Genomic DNA, 25,190 nt, shown 5'->3' with positions numbered 1-25,190 from the left:
TTACGTACGCCTAAAAACAAGGTACCCAGGGAAATCCACTTGCCCAACAGCTGTTTTGGCTTTGACGGTTGTTTACACAATTGAAGGCGTCGCGGTCGAAGCGAATCAATGGGCCGTACAGGGTTGGATAAGCAGGGGGGGAATTACTTGGGAAACAACAGCGTAAACGCCACCCGAAATCCCCAGCCCTCAGCGCCATCTTTCGGGCTATCAACCCAGTAGCGCGGTCCTGCTTGCAGGCTCATGGGTTGATGACCCACTTTGAACAACTGGGTGACGAACAGGTTAATCGGCACTGACCATTCGCGGGTTTGCCAGTCGTAGGTGGATTCGGTGTTAATGCCGTAGGTTGTATAGGTATGGGTGGTGTAGCTGAAGAAAGGTTGCAGAAAGGTTTGGTTGATTTTGTCTTTGTCATCGGGCGGGCTGTTGTCCAGCGACCAGATGTGGTTGGCCAGAATACCGCGGGTCCAGCCATTACTTTGTTTGAGGGCAACCACGGTGGGCCCCGCCCCCCATTGTTCACCGCTCAACAGCTCATCGCTGCCAGTCGGCACCAGAATCGCCGGCCCCGCCCCCCAAATCCAGCCGCTTGCGGTCGGGTGTTTGGGTGAAAAGAAGAAACTCTGGGTCACGTCACCGATACCGGATTTGTCTGCCTGCCCGCCAGGTACCAGGCCATGCTGATCGATGATCGGCAAGATGGTTCGGGAAATAAGATTCCACTCGTCGTTGAGACTGAATGGCAATACCGGTTGGACATTGGTGACGCTTTGATAACCCTCACCGCTGGGACCGAGTTTCTGGTTCCAGTTGTACTGAATGGGCACGCTGTAGAGAGCGGCAACCGGATTCAGTGATTGCTTGGCCAGCTCAGCCTGGCTATCGGCAGTAAGCCCGATTTTGGGCCAAATAATTGCCAAAGCCATAACGGGGGTGAAGTAAAAGCCTTTTTTCATCAGTAGCGCCTTCCCGATATTGAGAATATGGACTACCACTTATGTGTGACCGAACCGGCCCCGTTAGCTTAGTTCAGGTTTTCTCGACTATGGCTAATTCGACTTGAGAGGGTGTGTGGTGCGCCCATTAATGACCCTGTGTCCAATGGCCGCCAGCTACCCTTACTCGAAAGTGGTATTTGGCTTGCAGGTGCTCTACGGCGACCTGAGCTTCGATCGCGACGCAGGCACCAATGTCCCGGGCAGCGGCAGGACTGGTCGGAGTTCGGTGACATCGCCGTGCAGGTCGACACCACGGCGTTCGGATCGCAATCGAAAACCGTCGACGATGGCGATTCTGAAGTACCGCTAACAAAAAAACGACTCAATCCATGGAGCACACACTGCTATGAACTTGCCCCGAAACTTGCTCGTCGGCGCCACACTGGCCGGTCTGTTGCTCAGCGGTTGTACCTCGAAAGTCACGGAACGGGACCAGTACTCCGGCTTTCTGCCCAACTACAACAACCTGGAAGAAGTGACCACCACCAGCGGCGAGAAGGCCATGCGCTGGGTGAGTCCGTCGTGGAACGCAAATGCGTACGACACAGTGGTGTTCAACAAGCTGGAACTCTATCCGGCGCCCAAACCCAACGAGCGGGTCAACCAGCAGACGCTGGACGAATTGCAGAACTACATGACCAGCAAGGCCAAAGGCGTGCTGGGCCAGAAATACCGGGTAGTGTCCAAAACGTCCGCTGCACCGGGCGGCTCAAAACCCCTGATCCTGCGCGCAGCGATCACCGGGGTGAGCGCCTCCAACGAAGGCATGAAGTGGTATGAAGTGGTGCCGATCGCGGCCGTGGTCGGGGCGACGCAGGCAGCCACCGGTCACCGGGATCAGGACACTAACCTGTTCATCGAAGCCGAGTTTATCGACGCGAAAACCAATCAGACCGTGGCCAAAGTGGTGCGCAAGGTATTTGGCACCATACTGGAAAATGAAAGCCAGAAGGTTACTGCCAAGGACTTCAAAGCCGCGATCGACAAACTGAACGCCGATCTCTGGGCGTTCATCCGCAGTTGACTCCCGTTTCAACCACCAACAAACGTTGGCGGTTGAACAAACTCAAGCAGAGGGTAGCTGACATGTGGACCCCTTCATCGCTTCGATTCTCAAGATTGCACAGACCGTTACTACTCGCAGCCCTCATCACCAGTGTGCTTGGGCTGAGCGCTTGCGCATCGGTGGATGCGCAGACGACCGCTTACGTTGGGGTCGAACATCCCGCGCCGACCCTGCCCAGCGAAGTCCAAGTATTACGCGCAGAACCGACGCGCCCCCATGTGCGGCTGGGCGAAATCCTGATCGATGCCACGGTCGACCCGGCACCGCCCATCACTCAGGTCGAGCAAAAATTGCGTGAAGAAGCTGCCAAGCTTGGCGCAGACGCGGTAGTCGTGGTTTACGACCACATTCAGCCCGTCGCCGCTTACGTGACTGGCCCTCTGTGGAGCCGTGGCATAGAAACGATCCAGGGACGCAAACTCAAAGGCATTGCCATCAAATACCAATAACGAGGTGCACAACAATGAAAGCTATCCTGTCCTGGTTGACGCTCACGTTGGCGACCGTGCTGATAAGCGCCTGCTCCGCCGTGGGATCAACCGATGGCGGTGCCGGTGAAATAGAAATTCGCTCAGGGAAGATTGAGCAGATATCGCTGACGCAGATGCAGACCAACCACGACAGCGGCGTCGGCGCCGTACTCGGAGGCCTTGGCGGACTAGGTATCGGCAGCTTGATCGGTCGTGGCACCGGGCGCGATGTCGCCATGGTTGCTGGTGCTCTCGCCGGTGCTGTTGGCGGTAATTACGCAGAGAAGAAAAAATACGACCAACCGATCGAGGCGCAACAGATCATCGTGCGGGTCAAAAGTGGCGTGCTGGTATCGGTTACCCAGCCGATCAATCCATCCCTGGGTAAAGGTATGAACGTTTACATCCAAGGTTCAGGTAATGATGCCCGAGTGGTGCCGCAAGGCGGTTAAACGGCTGGGGCATGGGTCGGGTTTAATTCGAGCAACTGACGACGCCTGGCCCGCTAGCCTCGTGAAAATCCATCTACATCGACTTGATCGAAACCACTTCCACAAATCGGAATTTTTTCCTGGCCGCCCTGGTAGCTTCTTGCTCAGCCAGGAGGGTACTTAACGTATCGGCCTCATGGACCATCTCGTGCGTCTTGCCTTCAAATTCATTGCCCACCCGAAGCGTGACTCTCAGCCTAGGTGTAAATGCTTTCGCGACCTTCTTTTTCTCTGCCACTTTCGGCGTCTGCGTAATCACGATATCCGAGAGAGGCTTTTGCACTGGAGGCGCATTGTCCTGCGCAACTTGCTCGCCAGCACCGAACAGCGCCCGGCGCATCTCTTCTTCAGTTAGTTCTTGATTCATGCCAATTCTCAGAGGGATGTTATGAGTAGCTAGTACGATTCTATCAGCATGACGAGTTTTTCCAGTAGCAAGTCCCCTCTGATCAGCTCTAAATCCTTGGCGACCACGGCTGGAGAAGCAAGGACGCATCGTGCCAACCCGCGACCGCGAACTGCTCAAGCGGCGGCTCGCCTTGCGCGCAGCGCTGACCCGCTCGGGGTCTTCTAGGTTCCCAGTTCGTTGAGCATGCCCGCCAGGGTGTTGAACAGTGTCACGCCATTCGAACCGTCGGGATCAGCGACTTCAGGCTGTGCCGCCAGCACGCTGTTGTCGGAAGCGGGCGGCCCCGGCCAGATGCTCTGGATGCGGCCGTAGCCGCCCTGCCTCAGCAGGTCGTTCACCACGTCGAAGGCCGAGACCGGCCGACCCAGTCGCACCCATTCGCCGCTCAGCGCCTGGCCGGCGGCGGGCGCCGGCACGTTCATCTTCGCAGCCATCAGCGCGCGGCGGTAATTGCGTACCTTGGTCGAGTATCCATCGGTGATCTGCCGGTCGAACGAGGCGATCGCCGCGCTGCCATCAAACGTCATGCCGCGCCGGCGAAAGTGGGTCGCGCCGACCAGGCACCAGACATCATCGACGATGACGGAGGTGGTACGGATGTAAGCCGCCCTGCCCGGGAAACCGACCGGATGGAACAGCAGCACGCGATCTCTGGCGGCGGCCTGCAGGTTGCCGAAGGCTTCCATGCGCGCCGCGTAATGCTGCCGGTGAAACGTCTTGTAGCTGTCGGCAAAGTCGGACAGGCGCGGCGTGCAGACGATCACGTGCAGGTTCGGCTGCGCCACCAGTCGGGCCGCGAGTTCGGCCACCAGATCGACTTCGAAGGGCTGCGGGGTTCCAGTGGCGTGCGCAGTGCGGGCGAACTGCGGCGACTCGATATAGACCAGTTCGCGCGCCTCTGCAAAGGCGCGTCGCAGGGACCACTGCGCATCCCGAAAGCCCTGCTTGGCGGCAAAAAACTCGCGGCGCACCTCGCGCTGCAGGCGCGGCTCGTTGTTGACGGTGACGGTCAGCGCTGGCGCCGGCACGCCGATGGCAGTGGCCGCGCTCTGGATCATCTGGTCGATCGTGTTGTTGGCTGGCGGTGGCGTGAAAGTCGCCAGCCAAGGGGTTTCGCAGCCGACGGCAATGGATTGGAGCAACACGCCGCTCCCGGTGTTCACGACGTTCGCCGAATCCGACGGAACGTCGAAGTTGTCGCCCATCGACGTCACCAACCAGCCCTGCACCGTGCCAGCATTCGACGCCGGCAGCGGAATCAGCGGCTGCGCCCGCTTGAGCGCATGCAGCGCCAGGTCGTAGGCCAGCGCGCCCGTCACCGCAACGCCCGGCGCATGCACATCGGGCCCGGCCGGGTTGCCGGGATTGCCGTCGGCATGCTGCGCAGAGCGCGACTCGGCCGCCCATCGGGCGCCGCTCAGCACCGCCTGCCAGAGCAGCGAGCCGGCGGGCAGCGCCCCCGCGCTGGTGGTGCCGGTGACGGCGACTGTCTCCAGCCGGCCCATGGTCGGCAACCGCGGCGCCTTGCGCGGCGACGGCTCGGACGCCAGGCTGAGCACCAGGTCGCGCAGAGTAGCCGGCGGCGCGGGCGGCGGCGCGGTGGTGCTCGGAATGCCGAACAGCGGCGCTTCGCTGACGCCCTGCAGGCTGATGGGCATGATGCCCATGATGTTCGCCGACGCTGGACCAAAAAAAGGATCGGTCGGCGGCGAGGCCGGCCCGGCTGCAACATTGACCGCCACCGCGCCGGTCAGCCGGCGCCGGCCGACGCGCGGCGCGACGACGATGTCCATCGTCAGCAGCGCCGGGTTGGGCAGCGGTTGCGCCGCCCCTAGGTTGAAGGGATTGCGCAGCAGGATATTCACCGCACTGGCGCCGTTGACGATGTTGGACCCGCCATCGGCACGGACGAAGGACGGCTCGGCGCCATTGATGGAAGCGATTTCGACGAAGCGCTGGGTAAATATGCGCACCGTCGCGCCGTCGGGCGCGGCGCCGGCGGCCAGCGTCACGACCACGTCCTTGCCGGCAAAGGCTGCCGAGACATTGGCCGATGTCAGCCGCACGGGCGGCGCTGGAAATGGCGCGTTGGTGTTGACGGCCGGAAACGTCGGCCAGTGCGCTTGCGCGCCCGGCAGTGCGGGCGTGATCAGCGTCTGGTCGATGTTGGGCGACACCGAGACGATCATGCTTTGCGACGGGCGCGTCAGGATGCGCGTCGCCTCGGCCAGCATGTCGGGCCCGTCGGCGAGGTAGTCGATATCAACCTGGTCACGCACCGCCGGCAGCAGGTCGGACGGAATGCGCCCGTCGTCCCCCAAAACGCCCAGCACCGCCGCCCCAGTGCGGTTGCCGAGCAGATACCAGGGCTGGTCAACGACCATCATTCGGTAAAAGCGCCGGGCGATGGCGCCGTTGGCCAGCGCCGGAATCGCCAGCGGATTTGCGCTCAGGGTGCCGTTGGTGGCGAAGCCGAAGCGCAGCGGCGTGGTCGCGGCGCTGGCGTTGGCGGCAATACGATTGCCAGTGGCCAGCGTGATCAGATTGCCTGAGACAGTGCCGGTGCTGGTGCCGGCACCATCGTCGGTGATCAGGCCGGCGCCCGGCGATGCGATGCGCGGCGCATTGCCGTGCGGGTCGATGAAGTGCACACGCACATCGGCGGCGGCCAGTCCGGCAATCGACTGCACGCCACCCGGCCCGTTGGCGGCGGCGGTGACGGCAGGTGGAATCAGGCCCGGCAGCGCGCCGGCGCCACTGAGGTCGGCGAACAGCCCGGCGACATAGATGGGGTCGATGATGAAACCGCGCGCGTCGTGGAAGGAAATCGCACCGCTGGCGTCGTCGAGCGTTTCGTCTGCGCGGTACCAGCGCGATGCGCGAAAGCCCGCCGCGCCCTGCACCAGCAGCGTGGCCGGCAGCGGCAGCGTCAGCGGCTGGCCCGCCGGCGCATAGCGCGCGGTGCAAATCGTCTGCAGCCGCACCGCAGCCTGCGGATGCAGGCGCAGGCCGGTGGCGTTGACGTCGAGCGGCGCGCCGTTCACGTCGTAGAACGCGCCGACGCGCTGCGCCGGCGTCAGGCGCAACGTCACCCGGTCGCCGTCCCCGAACGCCTGTTTCGCAGTGCCGAGCGCGCCGCGAACGACCGTCAGGCTGTCGCCGATGAGCTGGGTGCATTCAACCACTTCCTGCTTGCTCCCCGAGCTGTCCGACAGCGTGAGCAGTATGCGGCCCGGCGTCACCGGCGCGGGAAAACTGCTGCCGGTGCCGACTGCCAGCGCCAGCGTGGTGGCGTTGGCCGGGGCCGCCGTAGCCAGGGTGGACGAGGCGTCGCGAAACAGGTTTTCGCGGATGCCGAGGAAAGGCGCGCGCACCGTGCCGGCAATGGCCAGCGTCAACGCGATGCTGTCGAAGTCGCCGCTGCCCGGCGTGACGTCGGCCCAGCGCGTGCCGAGCGCCACGGTGGTGAGGCCAAGTGCCGCCAGGCCATTGTTCTGGAGGCTTTGCTGCACCGCATTGGGTGTGAGGGTTGCCATGGCGAGTTATCCGGGAAGCTGAACGATCTGCGTCACCCGGCCATCGGGGGCGGTCAGGCGCACGGTGATCTGCGTGAAGGCGATGCGCACGAAGACGTAATAGTTGAAGTCCGGGCCAGCACCGGGCATGCGGCGCACGCGCAGCGGATCGACGCCCGCTGGCACCGGCCCCGGCTCGTCGAGCGGTACGTCGGACAGTGCCATCTGCAACGAAATCGGCGGCTGGGGCAAGAACCAAGGGCCCAGCCTGCGCGGCGGCCGGGCAATGGTGACGCGCACTATGTAAACGCCGGGATCGAGCGGCGTGCTGCTCGACCAGTTCAGTTGCGCGCCAGGCGGCGGCACGTTCATCGTGATCAGCGGCTGTGTGATCACCGGATCCGGTAGCAGCGGCCCGGCCTTGATCGTCGCCAGTGTTTCGGTCGAGCGGCCGACCGGGTCGGTGATGCGCACGCTGATTTCCACAGCGTCGTTGACATCGGTGCGGCGGATCAGCGCGCTGTACTGCGCGGGCTTGGCGGCGCCTTCGCGCCAGGCGCCCGAACCGGTGGCCGGCTGCACCAGTGGCAGCTGCGACAGCGGCCCCTCGAAAGCCAGCAGCGCCGGCTCTTCCTGGGGCGCACCAACGCGCCGGGCGCGGATCGACAACGTGTGGTGGCCAATCGAGGTCTTTGGCACCGGCGCGGCGCTGGTCCATTTCAGCAGCACATCGGCCATGGCGCCACCCGGCCACTGCAGGGCGATGGCCGAAAGGTCAGGCGCCGTGGACGGAGGAATCACCACCCAGGCTGCGGTGCTGGCCGGTGAGCGCGCGCCCAGCGTACCGTGCAGCAGATCGGCGTCGGACCAGGCCGTAACGCGGTACCAGACGCGTTTCCAGGAGCCGGCCGGGGTGTCGGTTCCGCTGGCGCTGGTGATGTGCATGCCCAGTTCGTCGCTGGTCTGCGCGACGCTCCAGCCTACCGTCGATGGCTCTACCGTCAGCACCGGCGGCCCCATGGTGTCGAGGTCTTTCGCTGCATCGTCGACCCGCACCCGGTGCAGGTGGAGGCGGCGCACGCGCGGGCCCTTGCGCGTGGCGATGCGCAGCTGCGTCCGGAACACCGGCGGCGTCACGCTCTTGTCGAGCACGCAGGTCGCTTCGATCGTCGGCGCGGCCGGCTTCGGCACGCGCGGCACGGCGAAGGCGTACAACGAGGTCGAAGCGCCCGGCCATTGCGCTTCGACCTGTCCGGCGCTGACGCCAAGCACCACATAAAGATGGATCACCGTCGATCCGCGCGGCAGCGTGACGTCGGCCGAGCTTGCCTTGATCAGCCGGCTGTTGCGCCGGGTAAATGCGCTACGCATGCGCGCCGGCTGGGCATCGAAAATCTGCCGCAGCCGCGTCAGCCGCTGGCTCAGCGTCTTGGCGGGATCGGGATCGGCTTCGCCAGCCGCCTGCAGCAGCCTGGATTCGGTGCTTTCGTAGATGAAATAGCCGTCGGCGCCGCTCGAGCCCGACCAGTTCAGCACGGCATGCGACTCACCAGCGGCGTCCGGCAGGCTCGACAGCGCAACGATGTCCGCAACGATTAGCGGCGGCCTTGGATCGGACGTGGCAATCATGCTGGGCTCGGTGCTCCAGCCGCCAACGCGTTGCGGCGCAATCGCTTCCTGCCCCTGGGCCCACAGTGCCAGGCCGATATGGCCGGGCGGGCCGAAGTCGAGTTCAAAGCCCGGGATCGTAACCCGGTAGCGGCGCGTCTCGTCCCCCTGCGCGGCGCCGAAAGCCACTTGCGTGTCGCCGGCCTGGTTCAGCGCGATGCAGTGCGTCCCGGCGATGTAGCCGGGCCAGGACGAGGTCGGCGCGCCGCTGCCCGTCAGCACGTCGAATCGCAGCGTGAAGGTGGTCACAAGCGGACCGCCGAGCCGGGTCTGCAGGCCACCGGGCAGCGTCTTGTCGGGCGGTGGCTCGCCGTGGTAAGCGGCCGCACTCAGGCGGCCCCGGAAGCTGACAGCCAGCGGGCTGCGAATGCGCCAGTCCCAGAGAAATTCCAGTACCAGGTTCGCGTTGCACCGGGCCAGCGGCGGCACCGGCACGCTGGTGAACTGGAAATCGCCCGATACGATGCGCACATCGTCAACGCCCGGCTGCGTCAGCGTCGCGTCGAGGGCGACCCACTTGCTCCACTGGCCGTAAATGTCCTGCTGCGCCGCGGCGTACTTGAGCATTCGGCTGCCCGGGTCGTTGGGAATCGGAATCTCCCGTTCCACCGCGCTCAGGCGGTTCGGCTCCGGGTCGGTCGGCCCACTGGCGTAGTTGATGGCGATCGCCAGGGGCGCGCCGTCCGAACGCTTGTTCATGATGAGCGTTGCCGGCGACGCCGGCGCAACACCCGAGCGCGCCAGCGCGAACGAGCGCGGACGAAAGAGCGGAATCGGCACCGGTTTGTCCCAGGACACGCGCACCGACGCGAGCCAGTTGCCGTCCGTGAAGAATGGCCGCAGGTTGCCCATCATCTGCTGCGCCATCGCGGCCGGCGGCGGCGTGCCGATGGCCTGCTGCGGTGACGGCACGATGGCCGCGTAGTCGACGGCGCTGTCGGTGCCGCTCAGGCCCTTTTCATAGCGGGCCGTGATCATGTAGTCGTAGTCGAGCGCGCTGCCTTGGTTGTCCGGCCCGAGGACGACGGCGTAGGCGGTGCCGAAGCCCAGTCCCAGGCAGTTGAAACAGTCGGTGCAGGCGGCCATGTAGGTCATGCCGAGCGGCGATACCTGCGAAGTGGTTCCCGGTCCCGACATTCGATCGCCGGAGGAATTTTCCGGCGGCGGCAGGCTTTTCCCCAGCCTGGTCGCTGCCTGGCTGGCCGGCGGCAGGCCAGCGATACCGCGCAGATCGTCGAGCAACCCCTTCTGCAGCTCGGTCACCACGACCGTCCCGGCCGGCGCGCTCCAGGCCGGTGCCGGCAATGCGGCCTCGATCAGCGCGGCCCAGCCGAACGGCGGCGCGCCGCGCTCCAGCCTTTGCAGCGCTGCCGATTCCGCGTCAGTGAGCGCGCTGAACATGCCCTGTTCGGTGCCATGGTCGCCAATGCCCTGCCCGGCCCACTCGCTTTTCTTCACCGGCAGGCCGACCCGTTCGAACTTTTCCCAGCCCGAAGCGGCGCAAAGATCGTCGGCGCGCACGCCGTTGATGCTGTTAATGCTGTTGATGCTGTTCGACACCATCAGCCCTTCGATGGCTGGAGCGGTGAGCGACACCGTCTGATTCGCGCCGGCCGGCACGGCGGCGATGGCGACAATCGACGTCAGCCAGGGGCTGCCGACAAAGCCGTACACCACGCCCGGGCCGCCCGAGACATTCAGGGTGACATGGGTGTATGAGCCTTTCAGGTCAACGACGACGCCTTGGCCAAACAGGCCCGATGAATGGGTCTGGGCCTCGATGCCCTTGGGCTGATTGAGCTTGCGGTTGCGCCGCCAGACGATGAAGGGCTCGGTCGGCAGGCCGAGCTCGGGCTTGAGCGTCCAGCGCAGATGAAGCACAGACGGCATCAGCCGGTTGCCTGCCGCGTCGAGCATGCCGAGCCGGCGCGCCACCAGTTGCCAGCGCAGGTAGGCGCCTTCGGCCTGGAACTTGGTGGTATCGACGAGGTAGACCATCAGTCTTCTTCCTCCCAGGGCGCACGGCTGAGCCTGGTGTCGACGATGGTGAACAACTGGTCGGCGGCGGCCGGCCCGTCCAGGTAGTCCTGCTTCATCGCGACCTTGCGCAGCGCAAGGCGCAGGGTCTTGCCGCGCGCATTGGCGTTGAGCGTGATCAGCGCGCGCTGGCCGCCGGGGGCGCGGATCATGCTGGCCACGATCGCATCGCCGCCGGCTTCCTGTTCCAGCTTGAGCCATTGCACCGGCGTCATTTCGTAGCGCGACGCATTCGGCGGATTGGGGTCGATGCTTTCGACCGGGATTCTGCGGCTGCGCCACATCGGTTCGCAGGCATCGACCAGCACGGCAGCCGGTTGCGGGTCGGGAACGCCCGCCTGCCAGAACACGACGATGCGCGGCGCTTCGGGAACCCCCATCGGCTCAAGGCCGGCAGCGATCATCGCCTCGTCGAGCTGATTGCCCTGCGGATCGGCTGCCCATGGCAGCGCGGCAATCGCCTGCAGTTTGCCAGGCTCGCAGAAGCGGTGCAGCACGCGGTTGAACTGGAAGGACTGCGCGAACGCAGCCGGCGTTGCGAAACGTCCGGTCGAAAAGCCGGTGCGCCAGACGACGGTGCCGGTGGTGTCTTCGGGCGCCGTCTTGTCGGCGCTTTCGATGTCGAGCACATAATCGGTGAACGGCTCCAGCGGAATCGGCAGCGTCGTCATCGAATGCCGGATTCGGGTGCCGCTGACCGGCACGCACGACCCCGCCAGCTGCTCGGCGGCGACGGCTTCCCAGGGCGACAGCACGCTGGCCTTCACCGGAATCAGCGTTGCGGGTGTCAACGGGAATGGATGCGGCACGCTGGGGGTGCTTGGCAACGGCCGGAACGACGCCGCGCGGAGCCGGATCTGCAGCCGCTTGCCGTACGCGTCGTAGATGCGGCCGACATCCGGGCTGTTGAACACGATGTGCACCGCCAGCTCGCCGAAATAGTGGTGCTCGTTGTCTTCCGGCGTGCTGCACATCATCCATGGGTCGAGCCGGCGCGGCGCCTGGTTGTCGGTGAAAAACCAGAAGGTCTGGTGCAGATTCGGCGCCGCGACAATGTCCTTCACCGGCTCGCCCGGCGCCCGCTTGCCGCGCTGCGCGTCGTAGCTCACCTTGACTGCGTAGGCCGTGTCGGGCTTGAGCAGCGCCTGGCCCGAACTGCTGTCGCCCAGCGCCGCCTCCAGCACGCCCTGTTTGCTCGTTTGCTGCGCCGTGTCATAGCTGGAACGCAGCGCCTCGGCGGCGGTCAGCACTTCGACTGCGGCGACATAGAAAGGCCTGTCCATGTGCTTGCGGTGCCAGTCGGCGCTTTGCGGCAGCAGTCCGATCTGGAAGCGATCGGCCTTCTCGTGGCCCTTGAGGGTGACCAGCACGCCGACGAAGCCACGCCGCTGCAGCGTGCCCTGGTGCTGCGCGACATGCGCGATTTCGTCGAACCACGGCCCGGCCGGGTCGATCCAGTGCGCCGGGAACACCTGCGGCGGCATCATGAACGAGCTGTCGAGGATTTGCTGGTTCAGCACCGTGTCGCTCGCGTCGGTCGCGGCCACGACGACGGTGCGCGAACCCAGGATCTCGCGGTGCACAAACAGGTAGAAAGTGGCAACCCGCGCGGGGCCGGTATGGAACACAACGGCATCGTCGAACGGGCCCGGCCTGAAGCCCGATTTCTTGCGGGCCTGGCCCGCCTGCTCGATACGCTCAGGGCCGCCAAAGGGACGCAGCTCACGCCCGTCGAGCACCGGCGCCGCCAGCACCCGGCTAGTGCAGGCAGCGCGGTCCGGGTTGGCCGGCGTGGCGGTTGCGGGCGTGACGACCAGCCGGGTCAGCATCCCGCGGGAAATATCGAAACCGGAATTTGCGCGGCCGGCCAGTTCGATCAGCGAAAACTCTTGCGTTACAAAAGCATCGGGCCGCTTGCTGCCGCGCGCCGCCAGGACCGGGTTGATCCGCAGCCGGCCCGCCACGTTGCCCGGTAGCGGGCGCACACCGGGCTCGATCCGACCACCCTGTCGGGGCGGGCAGATCACCGACGAGCCTTCGACCACGGCGGGAATGACGCCGATCAGGTTGTCGACCTGCGCCTCGCCGCTGCGCCAGCGCTCAGTCACCTTCAGCAGCAGCGTCGGCGGTGCCGAGCGCACCGTGCCGGACGGGTCGGGCCAGGCTTCGCCGTCGAGCATCCAACCGATGGCCGACGGTCCGAAAGGCTCCTGCAGGCAGGTGAACAGCACGGAGGACGGTGGCGCCGCTGGACGGCACACCGTGCCCCAGGTTTCGGTGAAGGTTTGTTCGAGGAACGTGCTGCGCTCGATGGCTTTGGGCGTCGGATCGGGCACCCAGCTCAGCAGGCCGAGCTGCGCCGCCACGTCGCCGGCCTTCTGCGGCCACCACACGGCCGGCGTCGCGCCATCGAGCAGTTCGCCAATCAGCTCGACACTCTTGAGTGTGTACTGGAACACGTCTTCGCCGCGCTGCACCCAGCCGTCGGCCGGCGCATTCGGCGTGCCAGGCGTCTGCGCCACCGGGGCTGCGCGGAAGATGTATTGCGTTGCGGCGATGGTCGGCGGCATGGCAAGCATCGCCAGCGCAATCGCGTCGATCGGCACGCGCCGGTCGGTCATCGGAACATCGGGCTGCGGCTGGCCGATGGCAGCCGGAGGCGGCGGTTCCGGCGGTGCGGGCGGCTGTGCATCGCCCTTGATGCCTTCGGCAATGCCGCCGTCGATGGCCTTGTCCACGCCGCTTCCGATGGCCAGTGCCGGCGAGCGGCTGACCAGCCGCAGCGACTGAAACAGTTCGGGCGGCGCGATGGCCGGAACCGACGTGGCGCCGACGGCGAAATCGACACAGCCCTGGATGTCGAAAAAAAAGAACTCGACCTTGCCGCAGATCTCGCCGGAAATGCGCGAGACCTTGGACTTGTCGGGCAGCTCGCCGATCTCCACCGTCAGGTCGGCCCAGGCGCTCAGGTCGAGGATGAACAGATGCAGCGTGCCGCGCAAATAGAGCTTGCCGGCCAGCAGGAATGGATCGAAGCCGAGCACCGCGTCGAAACCGGCCGCCACTTGCGCATACAGCCCGACGCTCTTGCTGCCCCAGACAATGGACACATGCAGGCCGGTGGAAATGGCAAAACCGGTCACCGCCGGCAACGCGTCGGCAATCTCCGCGTCAGTGAAGCCCTTGCCCGACAGCATCAGGTAGCCCGAGCCTTCGAACACCTCGAAAATTTTCGCGTGAACCGGGTCGACGTAGCGCCCCAGGTACAGGTGCCAGTCTTTGCCTTCGTTGAAGTTGAAGAAGGCCTCGACCGGGATGCGGATTTCCAGCAGCGGCTTGATATCGAACTGCACGGAGACGCCGATGGTCAGCGTGCCGCGTCCCATGTCGAGGTCGATCACCGCCAGGAAAGTGCCCTCCGCGGTGCTCTTGAGCTCGGGCAGCACCGACAGCAGCTTGGCCTTCATCACCAGCAACAGCCGTGGGCCCGGCAACTCGAGCAGTATCACGCCCTTCAAGTTGAAGATGACGCTCGATCCCATGGTGCCGACGATCGCGCCGATGCCGAATGCCCAGGTGTCGATCTTGGGCTCCCAGGCCACGAGATCCATCGGGTTGCCGTGGGCCACGTCCTTGAGCCATGCCAGGGCTGGCGCCATCGTCGATGTTGCGGGCTCCTTGCGCCGGTAATGCATCGCGAACAAGCCGAGAAAACCGTAAATCCCCAAGCCCGAGTTGGCCAACGGTATCGCCACTGGAAATTCGACTTCCAGCGCGATGATCACGCCGGTCGCCTTGCGCCCACCCTCGTCGATGTCGGCGACGCCAACGCCGGCAGCAATCCGCACCTGGACCGGAACGATGGTCAGGTCGATCTGGCCCTTGATCTCGTTCTCGTTGAGTTCCATGTAGCCCCGGCCGCGCAGCGCGCCGGGAATATCCACGCCGGCGGCAAAGGCGGTGAGTTCGGGCGAGCCCAGCGGATCGAACTTCATGCGAATCCGCGCCCGCTCGATGGTGACCACACCGAGATCGACGGCAAAGCCCAGGTCGATCTCGAAGACCAGCGGGTTGTTGCGCGCAATGCGTGCGCCCAGGATCGTCAGAATGCTGTCGAGCGGCGACGCCACGCTGATCGCGCCCGGCTTGGACACGTCGATGGTGTAGCCCTTGGAGGCGTCGAACACCGGACGGAACTGGAACTTCGGCTGGTCCGGGTCGTTGCCGATGCGGATGCCGACCGCCTTGTAGCGCACCGACAGCGGCGAGCCGGGCTTGATTTCGATCAGCTTCTTACCGCCGATGGAAACGTTCAGGTTCAGTGCGGCTTCCATGTCGAACAAAATCACCGCTTCAACACCTGACGGTCGGCTGCGGAACTGCACTTCGCCGCCGTACCAGATCACCCGTTCGCAATGCACCTTCACTGGGCTGGCGCCGATCTCGGCCAGGCCGGCGATGCTCGCCGGAATCGCCAGCATGGCTGCCGTCATTCCGATCTCAGCCAGCGCGCCGTCGTTGGCCACCGCGCCGGCAGCCGCTGACAGCAGCGGCATGAAGACGATCGTCGTGCCAAAGAAGTTGAGCCCGAAGCCCGGATTGGCGGGCGGCATCAGGCCGGGCCGGGTTCCCCACAGGTACAGGCCGTCGACGTCGGCCGGATCGGCGCCGTAGTAGCCGATCACGGTGACGGTGTCCGTCGCGTCGTCGATCTGCACGACCAGCCGGAAGTCGATCAGGCCATCGGCCGGGTTTGCGCCAAGCGGCGCGCCCGCCGGCAGCGCGCCCGAATTGCCGGGGGGCATGCCGGCCTGCAGCCGGTCTTCGGCGGCGGTCTGGATGTCGATCTTGGCATTAACCTCGCAGGCGACGAATTGGTCGCGAATGATGCGCACCTTCGCGCCCATCTGCCGGAACCAACGCGGCGGCGCCGCCGGCTGCGCGTTGGGCGGCGGGTCGATCACCGTCGGCGCCGACGTCGAGGGCGTCTGCGGGTCGCGGTGCAACGTGATGGTGGCGATGGTTTGCGGCGTGTTCGCCGGCGGCCACGAGGCCACCGCCTTCCACCAGATGCGGCGCGTCTCGACTGCCGGGAAGCCCTGGCTGGTCCAGTTCGTCATGTTCGGCGCATGGCTCACCGTCATGTTCCTGGCTGCCAGGCCGGTGCCGGGGTCGGCGATCAGCGCTTCGACAATCGCCCGCAGGCTCAGCGCGCGGCGGCGCGCCAAGTCTTCGTTATAGGCGCGCTTGGTGGTATCGACGGCGGGTGGTGGCGGGCCTTCGTAGCTGGCAAAGCCTTCGATGTTGATCGCGGTGCCGACGGGAAGACTCTGCAACACCGGCAGGAGCGCGGTTTGCACTTCGCTGCCGCCCAGCCAGCCGGCGGTCGTGCCCTCGTCGGCCGCCGTGGTGGTGTGGGTGTTGTCCGGATTCAGCCCGAAGGCGCGGGTATCGGCATCGGTCTGGACGCGGTTGCTATCGATGTAGGGCGGCTTGTCGAAGCGCAAGTAGCTGGTGAAATTGGCCACGCCGGTTTCGCCGGGCAGCGTTGCGGTGACGGTGGCGTCGGGGCCGCCGGAAGGCAGATCGACCGTCAGCGTCGCACTGGTTCCGGCCGGAGCACCGTTGAGCTTCCACTGCGTCAGCGCCGCCCGGGCCGGCGCCACGTTGAGGCCCACCACCACCGACGTCGATGTCTGCGAAACGATCTCCAGCCGGGGCTGCTGCACCGCAACGCTGCCCTGCAGCGTCGAGGACGCGGTGATTTCTGCCGCCTTGACCGGGCCTAGCGATGTCGTGCCGGGCACCTCCACTGCCGGCGGCCTGCGGCTGGCCTCGACAGTAAACGTAGCGGCGCGCTGCGGCGAGCTGGTGTCGCTGGCAGTAATGACAATGGTGCGCGTGGCGCTGGAGAACAGGTCGATGGCGGCCTCGCGGCCGGCAATCGGAGCACCGCCGGAAATCGTTACCGACACGGTGATCGGTGTGCGCCCGCCTTCGACATCGACGACCATGCGCGACTGCTCGGGCAACTGCACCGTGGCCGTGGTGTCCGAGGTCCGGACGATGCCGTAGCCGCGCTGGTCGGCGTCGTAGAAACGCGCGCCGAGCTTTAGCGGGCCGGCGCCCTGGTCGATCACCTGGAGCGAAAAATCGCCGGTGACGCCCGACGACGCGCCAATGCCGATCAGCAAGTTTTCGACGCCGCCCTCCACCGCGAAATCGCGCGCGCCGTGCGGGGCCACGAACAGCCGGATTTCGGGCAGGTACAGGCCCGTCCACGACTCATCGAAACCGAATTGCGCCAGCACGTCGGGCGGCGTTGACTGGTCCGACAAGTCGAGCGTGCCCGAGCGAAAGCCGAAGCCGACGACCTGCGAGGGGCCGATGAAGGCATACGGCGGCTCCATCTTGATCAGCTCGGCAACGGCGATATCGCCCGGATCGTCGAGCCCGCTGGCGCCGGCCGACAGCAGCGTCGCCACGATCGGATCGCCATTGAGCGGCCCCTGGGACAGCCGGAATTTCAGTCGCGGCAGCGAGAACTTGACCTTTTCGTTTTGCGGGTCGGGCACGAGCTGCCCGTTGGGGTCGCGCTTGGCGCCGCGCAGGAAAGGTGGGCGCAACACCACCGTGGTCAGCAGCAGGTCGAGCACGAAGCCGGTGGACGGATAGTCCGACGGCGGCGCATCGATTGGAATGTTGTCGTAGGCGGACAGCACCTGGGCGGTGTTGGCAAAGGCCGGGCTGGCGCCGATGGCCGCGACTGCGGTGGAGACTTTCTGCGACGCGACGCGCGGTACGACAAGCTGGAATTCCAGCCGGGCATCGCGCACGTCGATCCATGGATCGCGCCGCGAAGCGTCGTTCTCGGGATGGCTTTCGGTATTGCTCCAGGCCAGCGACATGTTGGCCGGATCGACCGTCAGGTTACCCTCGAAATCGACGCTGCCACGCAGGGTGATGCCGTTTTCGTCGCAAGCCACCTCATGTTCAGAGACGCGCAATGCCGCGTACACCGCATGCCAGGCGCCGAAGGTGTCGCCCTGCAGCACGTAGGGCGACACCAAGTCGATCAGTGACAGCTCGAACGGCATGGCGAGCTCAGGTTCGGCGGGTCAAGGAATGGCGCGGGTGTCTGGCAAGCCGTGTCTGAAAGATGCAAGGGGGCGCAGGTGCGCCAACTGAAACCGAAGCGCCGCTTGAATCTGGCATCGCGTTCTCCCCTTGTTCACTTGTCTGGCTGGATTAGGCCCTGAACAATCTTAGTCGACGCCAATGATTAGCCGAATCAAGACTTAGATATGTTTGGTCTATTGATCATAAGCAAATCGTTTGATACCGACAGCGACTGGGATTACCTCGACGTCTGCCCCTCCAGAATCAGGGTCAGAAGGAAATCTTGATCTCCACCCACAATTCCTTCTGGTGGTAAGCCAAAACAGCTCGGTTCTGCGGTGCCGTAGGCGTTGTCATAAACGTTGCAATTTCATTTGCGATCACGCTGTCACCGATCACCACACGCTGACTGGTTTTCGTATTCAAGGCTTCATAAAGTTCGGGATAAGGCATATTCCAGTCGTTGTCCTGTGCGACTTGCCGCACCACGGGGATCATCGCCACCAACCTGGTGTCGGTCATTTTTTCCAGCCCCAACTGCCGCAGCGTGGCGTTGTGGCTGCAATGGTGACCGACTTTGTACAGCGTCACGCGCGCCAGGATGTCATCGACGGTCAGCGCGCCGCCCTGCGCCGGATCGGGAGTTCGCGGATAGGTCTGGTCGGCCCATGACAGCCAGTTGCCTACCTGGGCGTCTCCCGGAAACAACAGGACCTGCCCGTCCGGAAGTTCGAAGGCCAGTACCAGGCTTGTGTTGTTGGTGTCGGAGTCCATCTTCAGTGCCAACGTCTCGGCGGATGAATACCACTCGTCATCGATTTTCCGCTTCGTGGCTGTGGGGTCGTAGTACAGCTTTTGGGGGATGGTGCGATCCGTTGCTTTTTTCTGCGTGATTTCGTCCAGCGGTCGTTGATGCGGGCACGCAAACGGCAGATCGAGCGCTGAAACGGTATGACCGTCGAGATGATCGAGTTGAAGATTGATGGCATGTACGTCCTCCTGACGGGTCAGGTACACCTCCTTGGCGGCACCCTTGGAAGGTAAATCCTTGCGCAAACGTTCTTCGTTCCTGGGCGGCCCCATTACGTAGGCCCTGAGCCCGGTAATCTCGGTCGGCCTGACCACGTCGCCCGGTTCCAGATAACGGGTTCGCGCCGGGGTTGCCTTTTCCTTGAGCATTGTCAAGGTGCTGGCGCCGGTGGGGCGACCTCCTTCGGCTGCGCCCATGAAAGCGCTGAGCTCTAAAACGGTCGTGATATGAGCATCGTGATCTTTCAATGCCGTCATTTTCGAATGAGTGGCCAAGGCGGCCAGCGTATTTTTGGCCTTGTCAAACCGCTCATGCAGCATAACCGCCTTGGGATCGTTGGGGTTCTCGGTCCAGGCAAGCCAAAACTCACGGATCTCGAAGTTCTTCTGGAAACAATCCCGCTCATAGAGAAACCCTGAGAGGTGATCGTGGTGCTCATGGGTCACAACCAAAAGATCAAGCTTGCCACCCGTGGTTTCAAGAAGATCGCTGACGATGTCTTTCATCCGGCCTTTGGCATTTGCGACTCCTTGCAAGACCCCGCAATCGATCAGGATGTGCTTGACTGCGGCCCCGTCCTGCTCATGCCGCAGCAAAAAACAGTCGCCAAGAATGCCGCGATACATGCGCACTGATACTGAGCCTGAAGTACTATTTTTGGTCATGACCTCAGACTCCACGATGCGTCATGGCGAACGGATTATCCTTGGCGTTTACGCCACGGTAGGTCAGCGTCAGACTGTCCGTGCCCGTCTCGAAGAATTGACGCTGGGCCGCCAGTCGGTCCACGTCATCTATACGCTTGCGGATGACATACCGCACCTTACCGTCACGCAAATCGATGATCAGCGTCGCTCCGCCCCGAAACTGGAAATCACTGGTCAGCGGTGGCGTCAAACCGACCAGTTCCTGCTGATCCTGGAACTCCTGGTCCGCCGTATTGAGAAAGCCCTGGCGTCGCTGCGTCACTTCAATCACCAATTGGCGTAGATCCTGGCCATCGGGGCCTGCACGGCGGCAGGTCCTTACCGAGTGCACCTCGACTGCTGGCCGACTGAGGTCCCGTCCAAAGAAGAGACTGCCAGCGATGTAGCCGCTCGTGCGGTTGGTATTGAAAACCACGCCCAGTGCATCGACCCAATGGGAATCCGAGCTGCAGACCTTCATGACCCAATACCAGACAATCTTGCGATTGCGCTCGGCCTGGCGAAAGCCCTTGTGTCGCTGATACTGCGGTGTGATATCGAGCGCGTGCGCCCCTTTGGGAGCGTTCAGCAGTTCTTTAGCCTCAAGCTCAATATTGGGCGACTCCCACAACAGGCTGTCCGGTGCCAGTGACAGGCATTTTTCGGGCAGTATGCCGCGGCGACGGAACGCCTGAATCATCGCCAGGCGATACTGCATCGGATCGTTCGGAACCAGGTCGGTGTCAGCGGTGATGATTCCACGCAAGAACTCACCGAATCGCACATCCACCGGCGGCAAGTAATCCAGCGCACGAATGCACATGCGCAATACATGGTCCGCCGACTTGGTTGCTTCGCGGGTCAAACGCTGAACCAGTTCCGGTGGCAGATGACTGCCTGTGCGGCCCGCGCCATCGGCCAGGCGCAAGAGATCGGCCGAGCGCTGCTCATAGATGCTGATAAATGCGTCGAAGACCGCGGCGACAAGAATTGCGCCGCGCTTGTGTGGCTCGCGTGTCTTCGACAGCAGGGTCGGGTCGGGCAACTGCTGGCTGTCCTTGTCATCGATTGCCTCGCGCAGTGCGGCATAACGTCCAGTGGCTTCGCCGAACTGCCGGGCCAGGCCGCTCATCCAGGAACGCTGGCTGAGGTTGCCGCCATTGGCGGCGACATGCATGGACACTGCCTCCGGCAACATGAAGTGCATCATCAGGGCCACGATGTCAGCAAATGCCTCATGGAACGCCAGGCTGTCCGGACCGGTCGCTTCACTATAGCGACGGTGCAAACCGTCAAGTATCGCGTGGGTAGTTTCGTGGGCGATGATGTCGTGGGACAACGCTGTGAACACCCAACTTCCCGGAAGATTGACGCCGGGATCGGTCATGGAAGCCTTGAAGTAACCGAACAACAACGCTTTTTTCTCTTTGCTGTAATACGCATTCGCTTCGCGTAACGCATGAGGATAAATGCGCAATTTGCGCACCTGCTGGTAAGAGCCGGAATTTTCATCCCACTGCGGGCACCAATACACCTTTCGTCCCAGCGCCCGCTCGAACAGCTTCACGGTTTTCATCGCCACGGCAAACACCATCTGCTGATGGAAGCGTGGATCACCCTCGGAAGGCGTAAGTCCGTCCTGCGCCAGCAAATGCTGGTCGTTCAGATCCACCGCATCGTAAAACTGGCCGCTGCTCGGATCGATATCGATGACTTCGAAATACTCGTTGACCGGGCCGGGCTGCATCTTTGCTTCCCATCGCTCCTCCCAGGGAATCTGGATGGTCGCGTGGCTGATGCGGGCGGTATCCAACTGTGTGGCGGCCTGCGGGTCGAAGGCATAAACCCTCAGTTTGCGCATCGGTGGCGGTGGGTAGTTGGTCATATGCACTCCACTCTTCAGCGTGACGTCATCCGTTTGAATTTCTCCCTGGCTGACTCAGCTACCTGACGCTAAAGAAGTTCCGGGGCATAGGCCGCAATCCGGGCCTTGACCAGAGAGGCGCCATGGCGAGTCAGCACGGCCATTTCTTCCGATGACAATCGACGCAGGTTTGTGTCAATGGCTGACGCAAATGCCGCGTCCCCCTGCCGAGCCTCACCGTCGCGACTGTCGATCGAGAACCACATCGGTTTGGGCCCCTTCCCTGCCAGATGCCGGTACTGCAGACGGTCGAACTCCAGGCCACGGATTTGCTCCATCATGATGTCCAGCGCCGCCTTGAGCACGATTGCACCGGACTCCGTCGGTTGACTGTTGTTCGCAAACGGCTTTCCGCCGTCGCTGACAATGATGTAGTCCAGTGCATTCCTGTCGCGCAATAGCGGGTTGACCCCCATGTTGTCGTAGACGCCACCGTCCGTGAGCGTCACGTACTCCACACTGGCGGGGCCGTATGCGCTGGAGTCGAGCCTCAGGGGAGGAAAAACGGGAGGAAATGCAGATGAAGCTGCAACGGCCTGACAGACAGGGAACTGCGGTGCCGGAACCACTCCGAGCTCATGCTCCCCCATTTCGCATGCCCCACCGCCGCCGGCAACGAAGAAAAACATGTTGCCGGTCGCCAGGTTGGTGGCATTCAAATAAATACGCGGGCCATTGCTCAGTGCCGATAGATTCTTCTTCTGGAACAGATCTTTATCATAACTGTCGGCCAGTTTCTCAAGTCGAGACTCGAACGGATCGAGAGAGCCCGCAATGAAAGATGATACGGCGATTGAACGTGTACGCAGGTAAGTATCGAGCAGCTCGAGTTTGTTGGCAGCGCCCCAGTTCAGGGCAACCGTGGTCCCCGCGATACTGCCGCCGCTCACACAACTCAACAGATCAATTTTGTCGAGAAGTCCGTTATTTTTCAGCTCCTGCATCACACCCAAGTGGAAAGCGGCGGCTCTGAACCCGCCCCCCGACATCGCCAGACCGATGCGTTTGGTTTTGCCATCTATGACCACAGACATGATTAGCTCCCTTGAATTGAGAACCCGCTGCATTGGTTCAGCATAGCGTGGATCCATTTTTACGCCTGTGGACACTGGGCCGCCGAGTACCAGTCTTTCAAAATGATGTCAAAACTACCAATCCACCTCCCTCCAATAAAAGTCCTACCGCGCCTCTGGCCACGTTAATCGAGGAACTTTTTTCCTCTCAAGGCGCTGTTCGAATCAAAGCTTACGAATCGCTGGTCCGAAATGAGTGTGCTCCAGCGACACAAACAGTAGCTCAATCTGGAATAATCGATATTCCAGACAATACTATAATAAACCCACCCCCAACAATTTTTGAAACATACAATCAATTAACCTTACTTAACTAAAATTGCATCTTGCGTCACGCATCTACAGCCAGGTTCAAAGCGGAGGCAACCATGAGTGTTAAAGTAAACCTCGCCCAAATACTGAAACTTTCCCCCAGCGCAAGGACCAGCTACCGAGAAGCTTTCGAGCAGAGCCAACCTGTCCTTGATCACTACGGCATCTCAGCCAACTCGTTACGGGTTGCCCATTTCATGGCTCAAGTGCTGCATGAATGCGGCGGTCTCACCATCCAGTTCGAGAATCTCAATTACAGCCCTGAGCGATTGCCTAAGGTCTGGCCAAGCCGCTTCCTGCCCAAGGGCCCTCTCGATCCTCAGGCATACGCACACAATCCACAGAAACTGGCCAATTCAGTCTATGGCAAGCGCATGGGCAATACGGGGCCAAATGATGGTTTCAACTATCGAGGTCGCGGATTGCTCCAGTTGACAGGCAAAGAGAGCTACACCAGAGCCACGGAACTTCTACGCCAATGGAAGCCCGACGCACCGGACTTCAGCCTGTCACCTGACGAGGTCCTCAGTGCCCAGTGGTGCGTGGCCATCGCCGCTGCAGTATGGGATGCAAAACACTGCAATGCGCTGGCCGATTCAGACAGCATTAGAAAAGTCACACTGGCCATCAATGGTGGTTTGATCGGGCTCGCTGAACGTGAAGAATGGCTACGCAGAACCAAAAATATATGGTGATTCACCCGCATCCCACACCACCCTTCAACGCTTTCTGCGCCGAAGGCCGCGATTCAACCTGATCGACCGTACTTTTGCGACCACCCGAAATCCGTACTTAACGCAACTGAAACCAGGTGGTTTTCAGTTGTGTGTATTTATCAAACGAATGCAGCGATAGATCGCGACCGAAGCCTGACTGCTTGCCTCCGCCAAACGGCACCGACACATCCAGCGCGTCGATGGTGTTGACGGAGACAGTACCGGCATTCAAGGCACGGGCTACGCGGTGCGCGCGGTTCAGATCATCGCTCCAAACAGACGCAGCCAGTCCGTAGATGCTGTCATTGGCTTGCTGCACCGCCTCTTCCTCAGTGTCAAAAGCGCTGACCGCCAGAACCGGACCGAACACTTCATCCCGTGAAATGCGCATGCCGCTGGTCACGTCACCAAAGATCGTCGGCTGAATGAAGTTTGAAGAACCATTGATGCTCAATTGCTCGCCACCGGACAGCAGCGTGGCCCCGTCAATACGTGCCTCTGCGACCGCTTTCATAATTCGGCTGGTTTGCTCACTGTCGACGATTGCCCCAGCAGCGCTCCCAGGGTTCAGTGGATCACCGGGCATCCACGCACGCGACTTGCTGATCAGCCGTTCAACAAATTCGTCATGGATGGATCGTTGCACGTACAGGCGGGAATTGGCCGAGCACACTTCACCCTGGTTGAAGAAAATACCGAAGGCGGCCTTCTCCGCAGCCAGGTCCAGATCCTGACAGTCTTCAAACACCAGGTTCGGGCTCTTTCCGCCGCACTCCAGCCAGACCTGCTTGAGGTTGGACTGCGCCGAGTACTGCATAAAGTACTTGCCTACCTGAGTGGAGCCGGTGAACACCAGACAATCCACGTCCGGATGCAACCCCAGTGCCTTGCCGGCGCTTTCGCCCAGGCCCGGTACCACGTTCAGCACGCCCTCTGGAATGCCTGCTTCCAAGGCAAGCTGAGCCAGACGCAGGGCCGAAAATGGCGATTGCTCGGCGGGCTTGAGTACCACGCTGTTGCCGGCCGCCAATGCAGGCGCTAGTTTCCACGCAGCCATGTCCAGCGGGAAGTTCCACGGCACTACTGCGGCAACTACCCCCAAGGCTTCCCGCGTGATGGTGGCCAATGCATTCTGGGCCGTAGGCGCGACCTGATCGTAAACCTTGTCGAGCGCTTCGCCGTACCAGGCAAAGACGTGGGCGGCGCCGGGCACATCCACGTTGTAGGCATCCATCACCGGCTTGCCCATGTTCAGCGAATCGAGCAGCGCCAACTCTTCGCGATGCACCATCAGCAACTCGGAAAGTTTGATCAGGATTTTCTTGCGCTCGCCGGGGGACATACGCCGCCAAGGGCCTGCATTGAAAGCCCGGCGTGCGGAGCGCACTGCCAGGTTGACGTCTTCTTCGCCGCAAGCGGCAACACGCGCGAGCAATTGATTGGTCGCAGGGTTGATGGCGTCGAATGTCGCTCCGGATATCGACGACACTGGCTGGCCGCCGATCAAGGCGGTGTCGATGAAGGATTGGCGGGCAACACGCTGCTGCCAGTAGTTAAGGTCGAACACGTTGTACTCCCACATTGACCGTCTACACGGTCAGTTGTTATTGATCTGGATGGATGGTGCGCAACTATCGAGGCAGGAAGCACGGCCTGGTACAGGCCATCGAGCC

The 25,190-nt window shown here is 62.7% G+C and carries 13 protein-coding genes; 4 read left to right on the top strand and 9 right to left on the bottom strand.

Annotated features, from left to right (window positions below; genetic code table 11):
* Positions 1 to 143 precede the first annotated feature (143 nt).
* Entirely contained in the window at positions 144 to 929 is a 786-nt protein-coding gene (locus tag F8N80_RS21300; RefSeq protein WP_224790739.1) for a transporter, read from the bottom strand.
* A gap of 418 nt (positions 930 to 1,347) precedes the next feature.
* Between F8N80_RS21300 and F8N80_RS21290 the strand changes: the two genes are divergently transcribed.
* The 3 genes from F8N80_RS21290 (at position 1,348) to F8N80_RS21280 (ending at position 2,989) form a co-directional block, all read left to right on the top strand.
* Entirely contained in the window at positions 1,348 to 2,025 is a 678-nt protein-coding gene (locus tag F8N80_RS21290) for a DUF3313 domain-containing protein (RefSeq protein ID WP_150748438.1), read from the top strand.
* 62 nt (positions 2,026 to 2,087) lie between these two features.
* Positions 2,088 to 2,516, top strand: a complete 429-nt coding sequence (locus tag F8N80_RS21285; protein ID WP_150748439.1) for a hypothetical protein — start codon at positions 2,088 to 2,090, stop codon at positions 2,514 to 2,516.
* Between the two features lie 14 nt (positions 2,517 to 2,530).
* On the top strand, positions 2,531 to 2,989 hold the full coding sequence (locus tag F8N80_RS21280) for a glycine zipper 2TM domain-containing protein (RefSeq protein ID WP_150748440.1): 459 nt from the start codon (positions 2,531 to 2,533) through the stop codon (positions 2,987 to 2,989).
* Between the two features lie 73 nt (positions 2,990 to 3,062).
* Here the strand turns inward: F8N80_RS21280 and F8N80_RS21275 are convergent, their stop codons facing one another.
* The 7 genes from F8N80_RS21275 to F8N80_RS21245 all read right to left on the bottom strand — a co-directional run bounded on the left by F8N80_RS21275 (position 3,063) and on the right by F8N80_RS21245 (position 22,450).
* A complete protein-coding gene (locus tag F8N80_RS21275) occupies positions 3,063 to 3,395 on the bottom strand; it encodes a hypothetical protein (RefSeq protein ID WP_150748441.1) in 333 nt (110 codons plus the stop codon).
* 203 nt (positions 3,396 to 3,598) lie between these two features.
* Positions 3,599 to 6,973: a hypothetical protein gene (locus F8N80_RS21270; protein WP_150784620.1), complete on the bottom strand. Its 3,375-nt coding sequence runs from the start codon at positions 6,971 to 6,973 to the stop codon at positions 3,599 to 3,601.
* A gap of 6 nt (positions 6,974 to 6,979) precedes the next feature.
* Entirely contained in the window at positions 6,980 to 10,618 is a 3,639-nt protein-coding gene (locus tag F8N80_RS21265) for a hypothetical protein (protein ID WP_150784619.1), read from the bottom strand.
* Positions 10,618 to 17,754 (bottom strand): hypothetical protein, encoded by a 7,137-nt coding sequence (locus F8N80_RS21260; RefSeq protein WP_150784618.1) that lies wholly within the window; start codon positions 17,752 to 17,754, stop codon positions 10,618 to 10,620. Before F8N80_RS21260 ends, F8N80_RS21265 begins: the two co-directional genes overlap by 1 nt.
* 292 nt (positions 17,755 to 18,046) lie before the next feature.
* Entirely contained in the window at positions 18,047 to 19,471 is a 1,425-nt protein-coding gene (locus F8N80_RS21255) for a hypothetical protein (RefSeq protein ID WP_150784617.1), read from the bottom strand.
* A 4-nt stretch (positions 19,472 to 19,475) separates the two neighbouring features.
* Positions 19,476 to 21,377, bottom strand: coding sequence for a hypothetical protein (locus tag F8N80_RS21250; protein ID WP_150784616.1), 1,902 nt, complete (start codon positions 21,375 to 21,377; stop codon positions 19,476 to 19,478).
* A gap of 68 nt (positions 21,378 to 21,445) precedes the next feature.
* Positions 21,446 to 22,450, bottom strand: coding sequence for a patatin-like phospholipase family protein (locus F8N80_RS21245; protein ID WP_150784615.1), 1,005 nt, complete (start codon positions 22,448 to 22,450; stop codon positions 21,446 to 21,448).
* A 407-nt stretch (positions 22,451 to 22,857) separates the two neighbouring features.
* Between F8N80_RS21245 and F8N80_RS21240 the strand changes: the two genes are divergently transcribed.
* Entirely contained in the window at positions 22,858 to 23,496 is a 639-nt protein-coding gene (locus tag F8N80_RS21240; protein WP_150784614.1) for a glycoside hydrolase family 19 protein, read from the top strand.
* Between the two features lie 97 nt (positions 23,497 to 23,593).
* On the opposite strand, the gene F8N80_RS21235 is transcribed toward F8N80_RS21240, so the two are convergent.
* Positions 23,594 to 25,084 (bottom strand): aldehyde dehydrogenase, encoded by a 1,491-nt coding sequence (locus F8N80_RS21235; protein WP_150748332.1) that lies wholly within the window; start codon positions 25,082 to 25,084, stop codon positions 23,594 to 23,596.
* Between the last annotated feature and the right edge of the window lie 106 nt (positions 25,085 to 25,190).

It is taken from the genome of Pseudomonas fluorescens (assembly GCF_902497995.1).
Classification (GTDB): domain Bacteria; phylum Pseudomonadota; class Gammaproteobacteria; order Pseudomonadales; family Pseudomonadaceae; genus Aquipseudomonas; species Aquipseudomonas fluorescens_BK.
The sequence above is the reverse complement of the archived record's forward strand: the minus strand, read 5'-3'. Positions and strand labels throughout refer to the sequence as shown.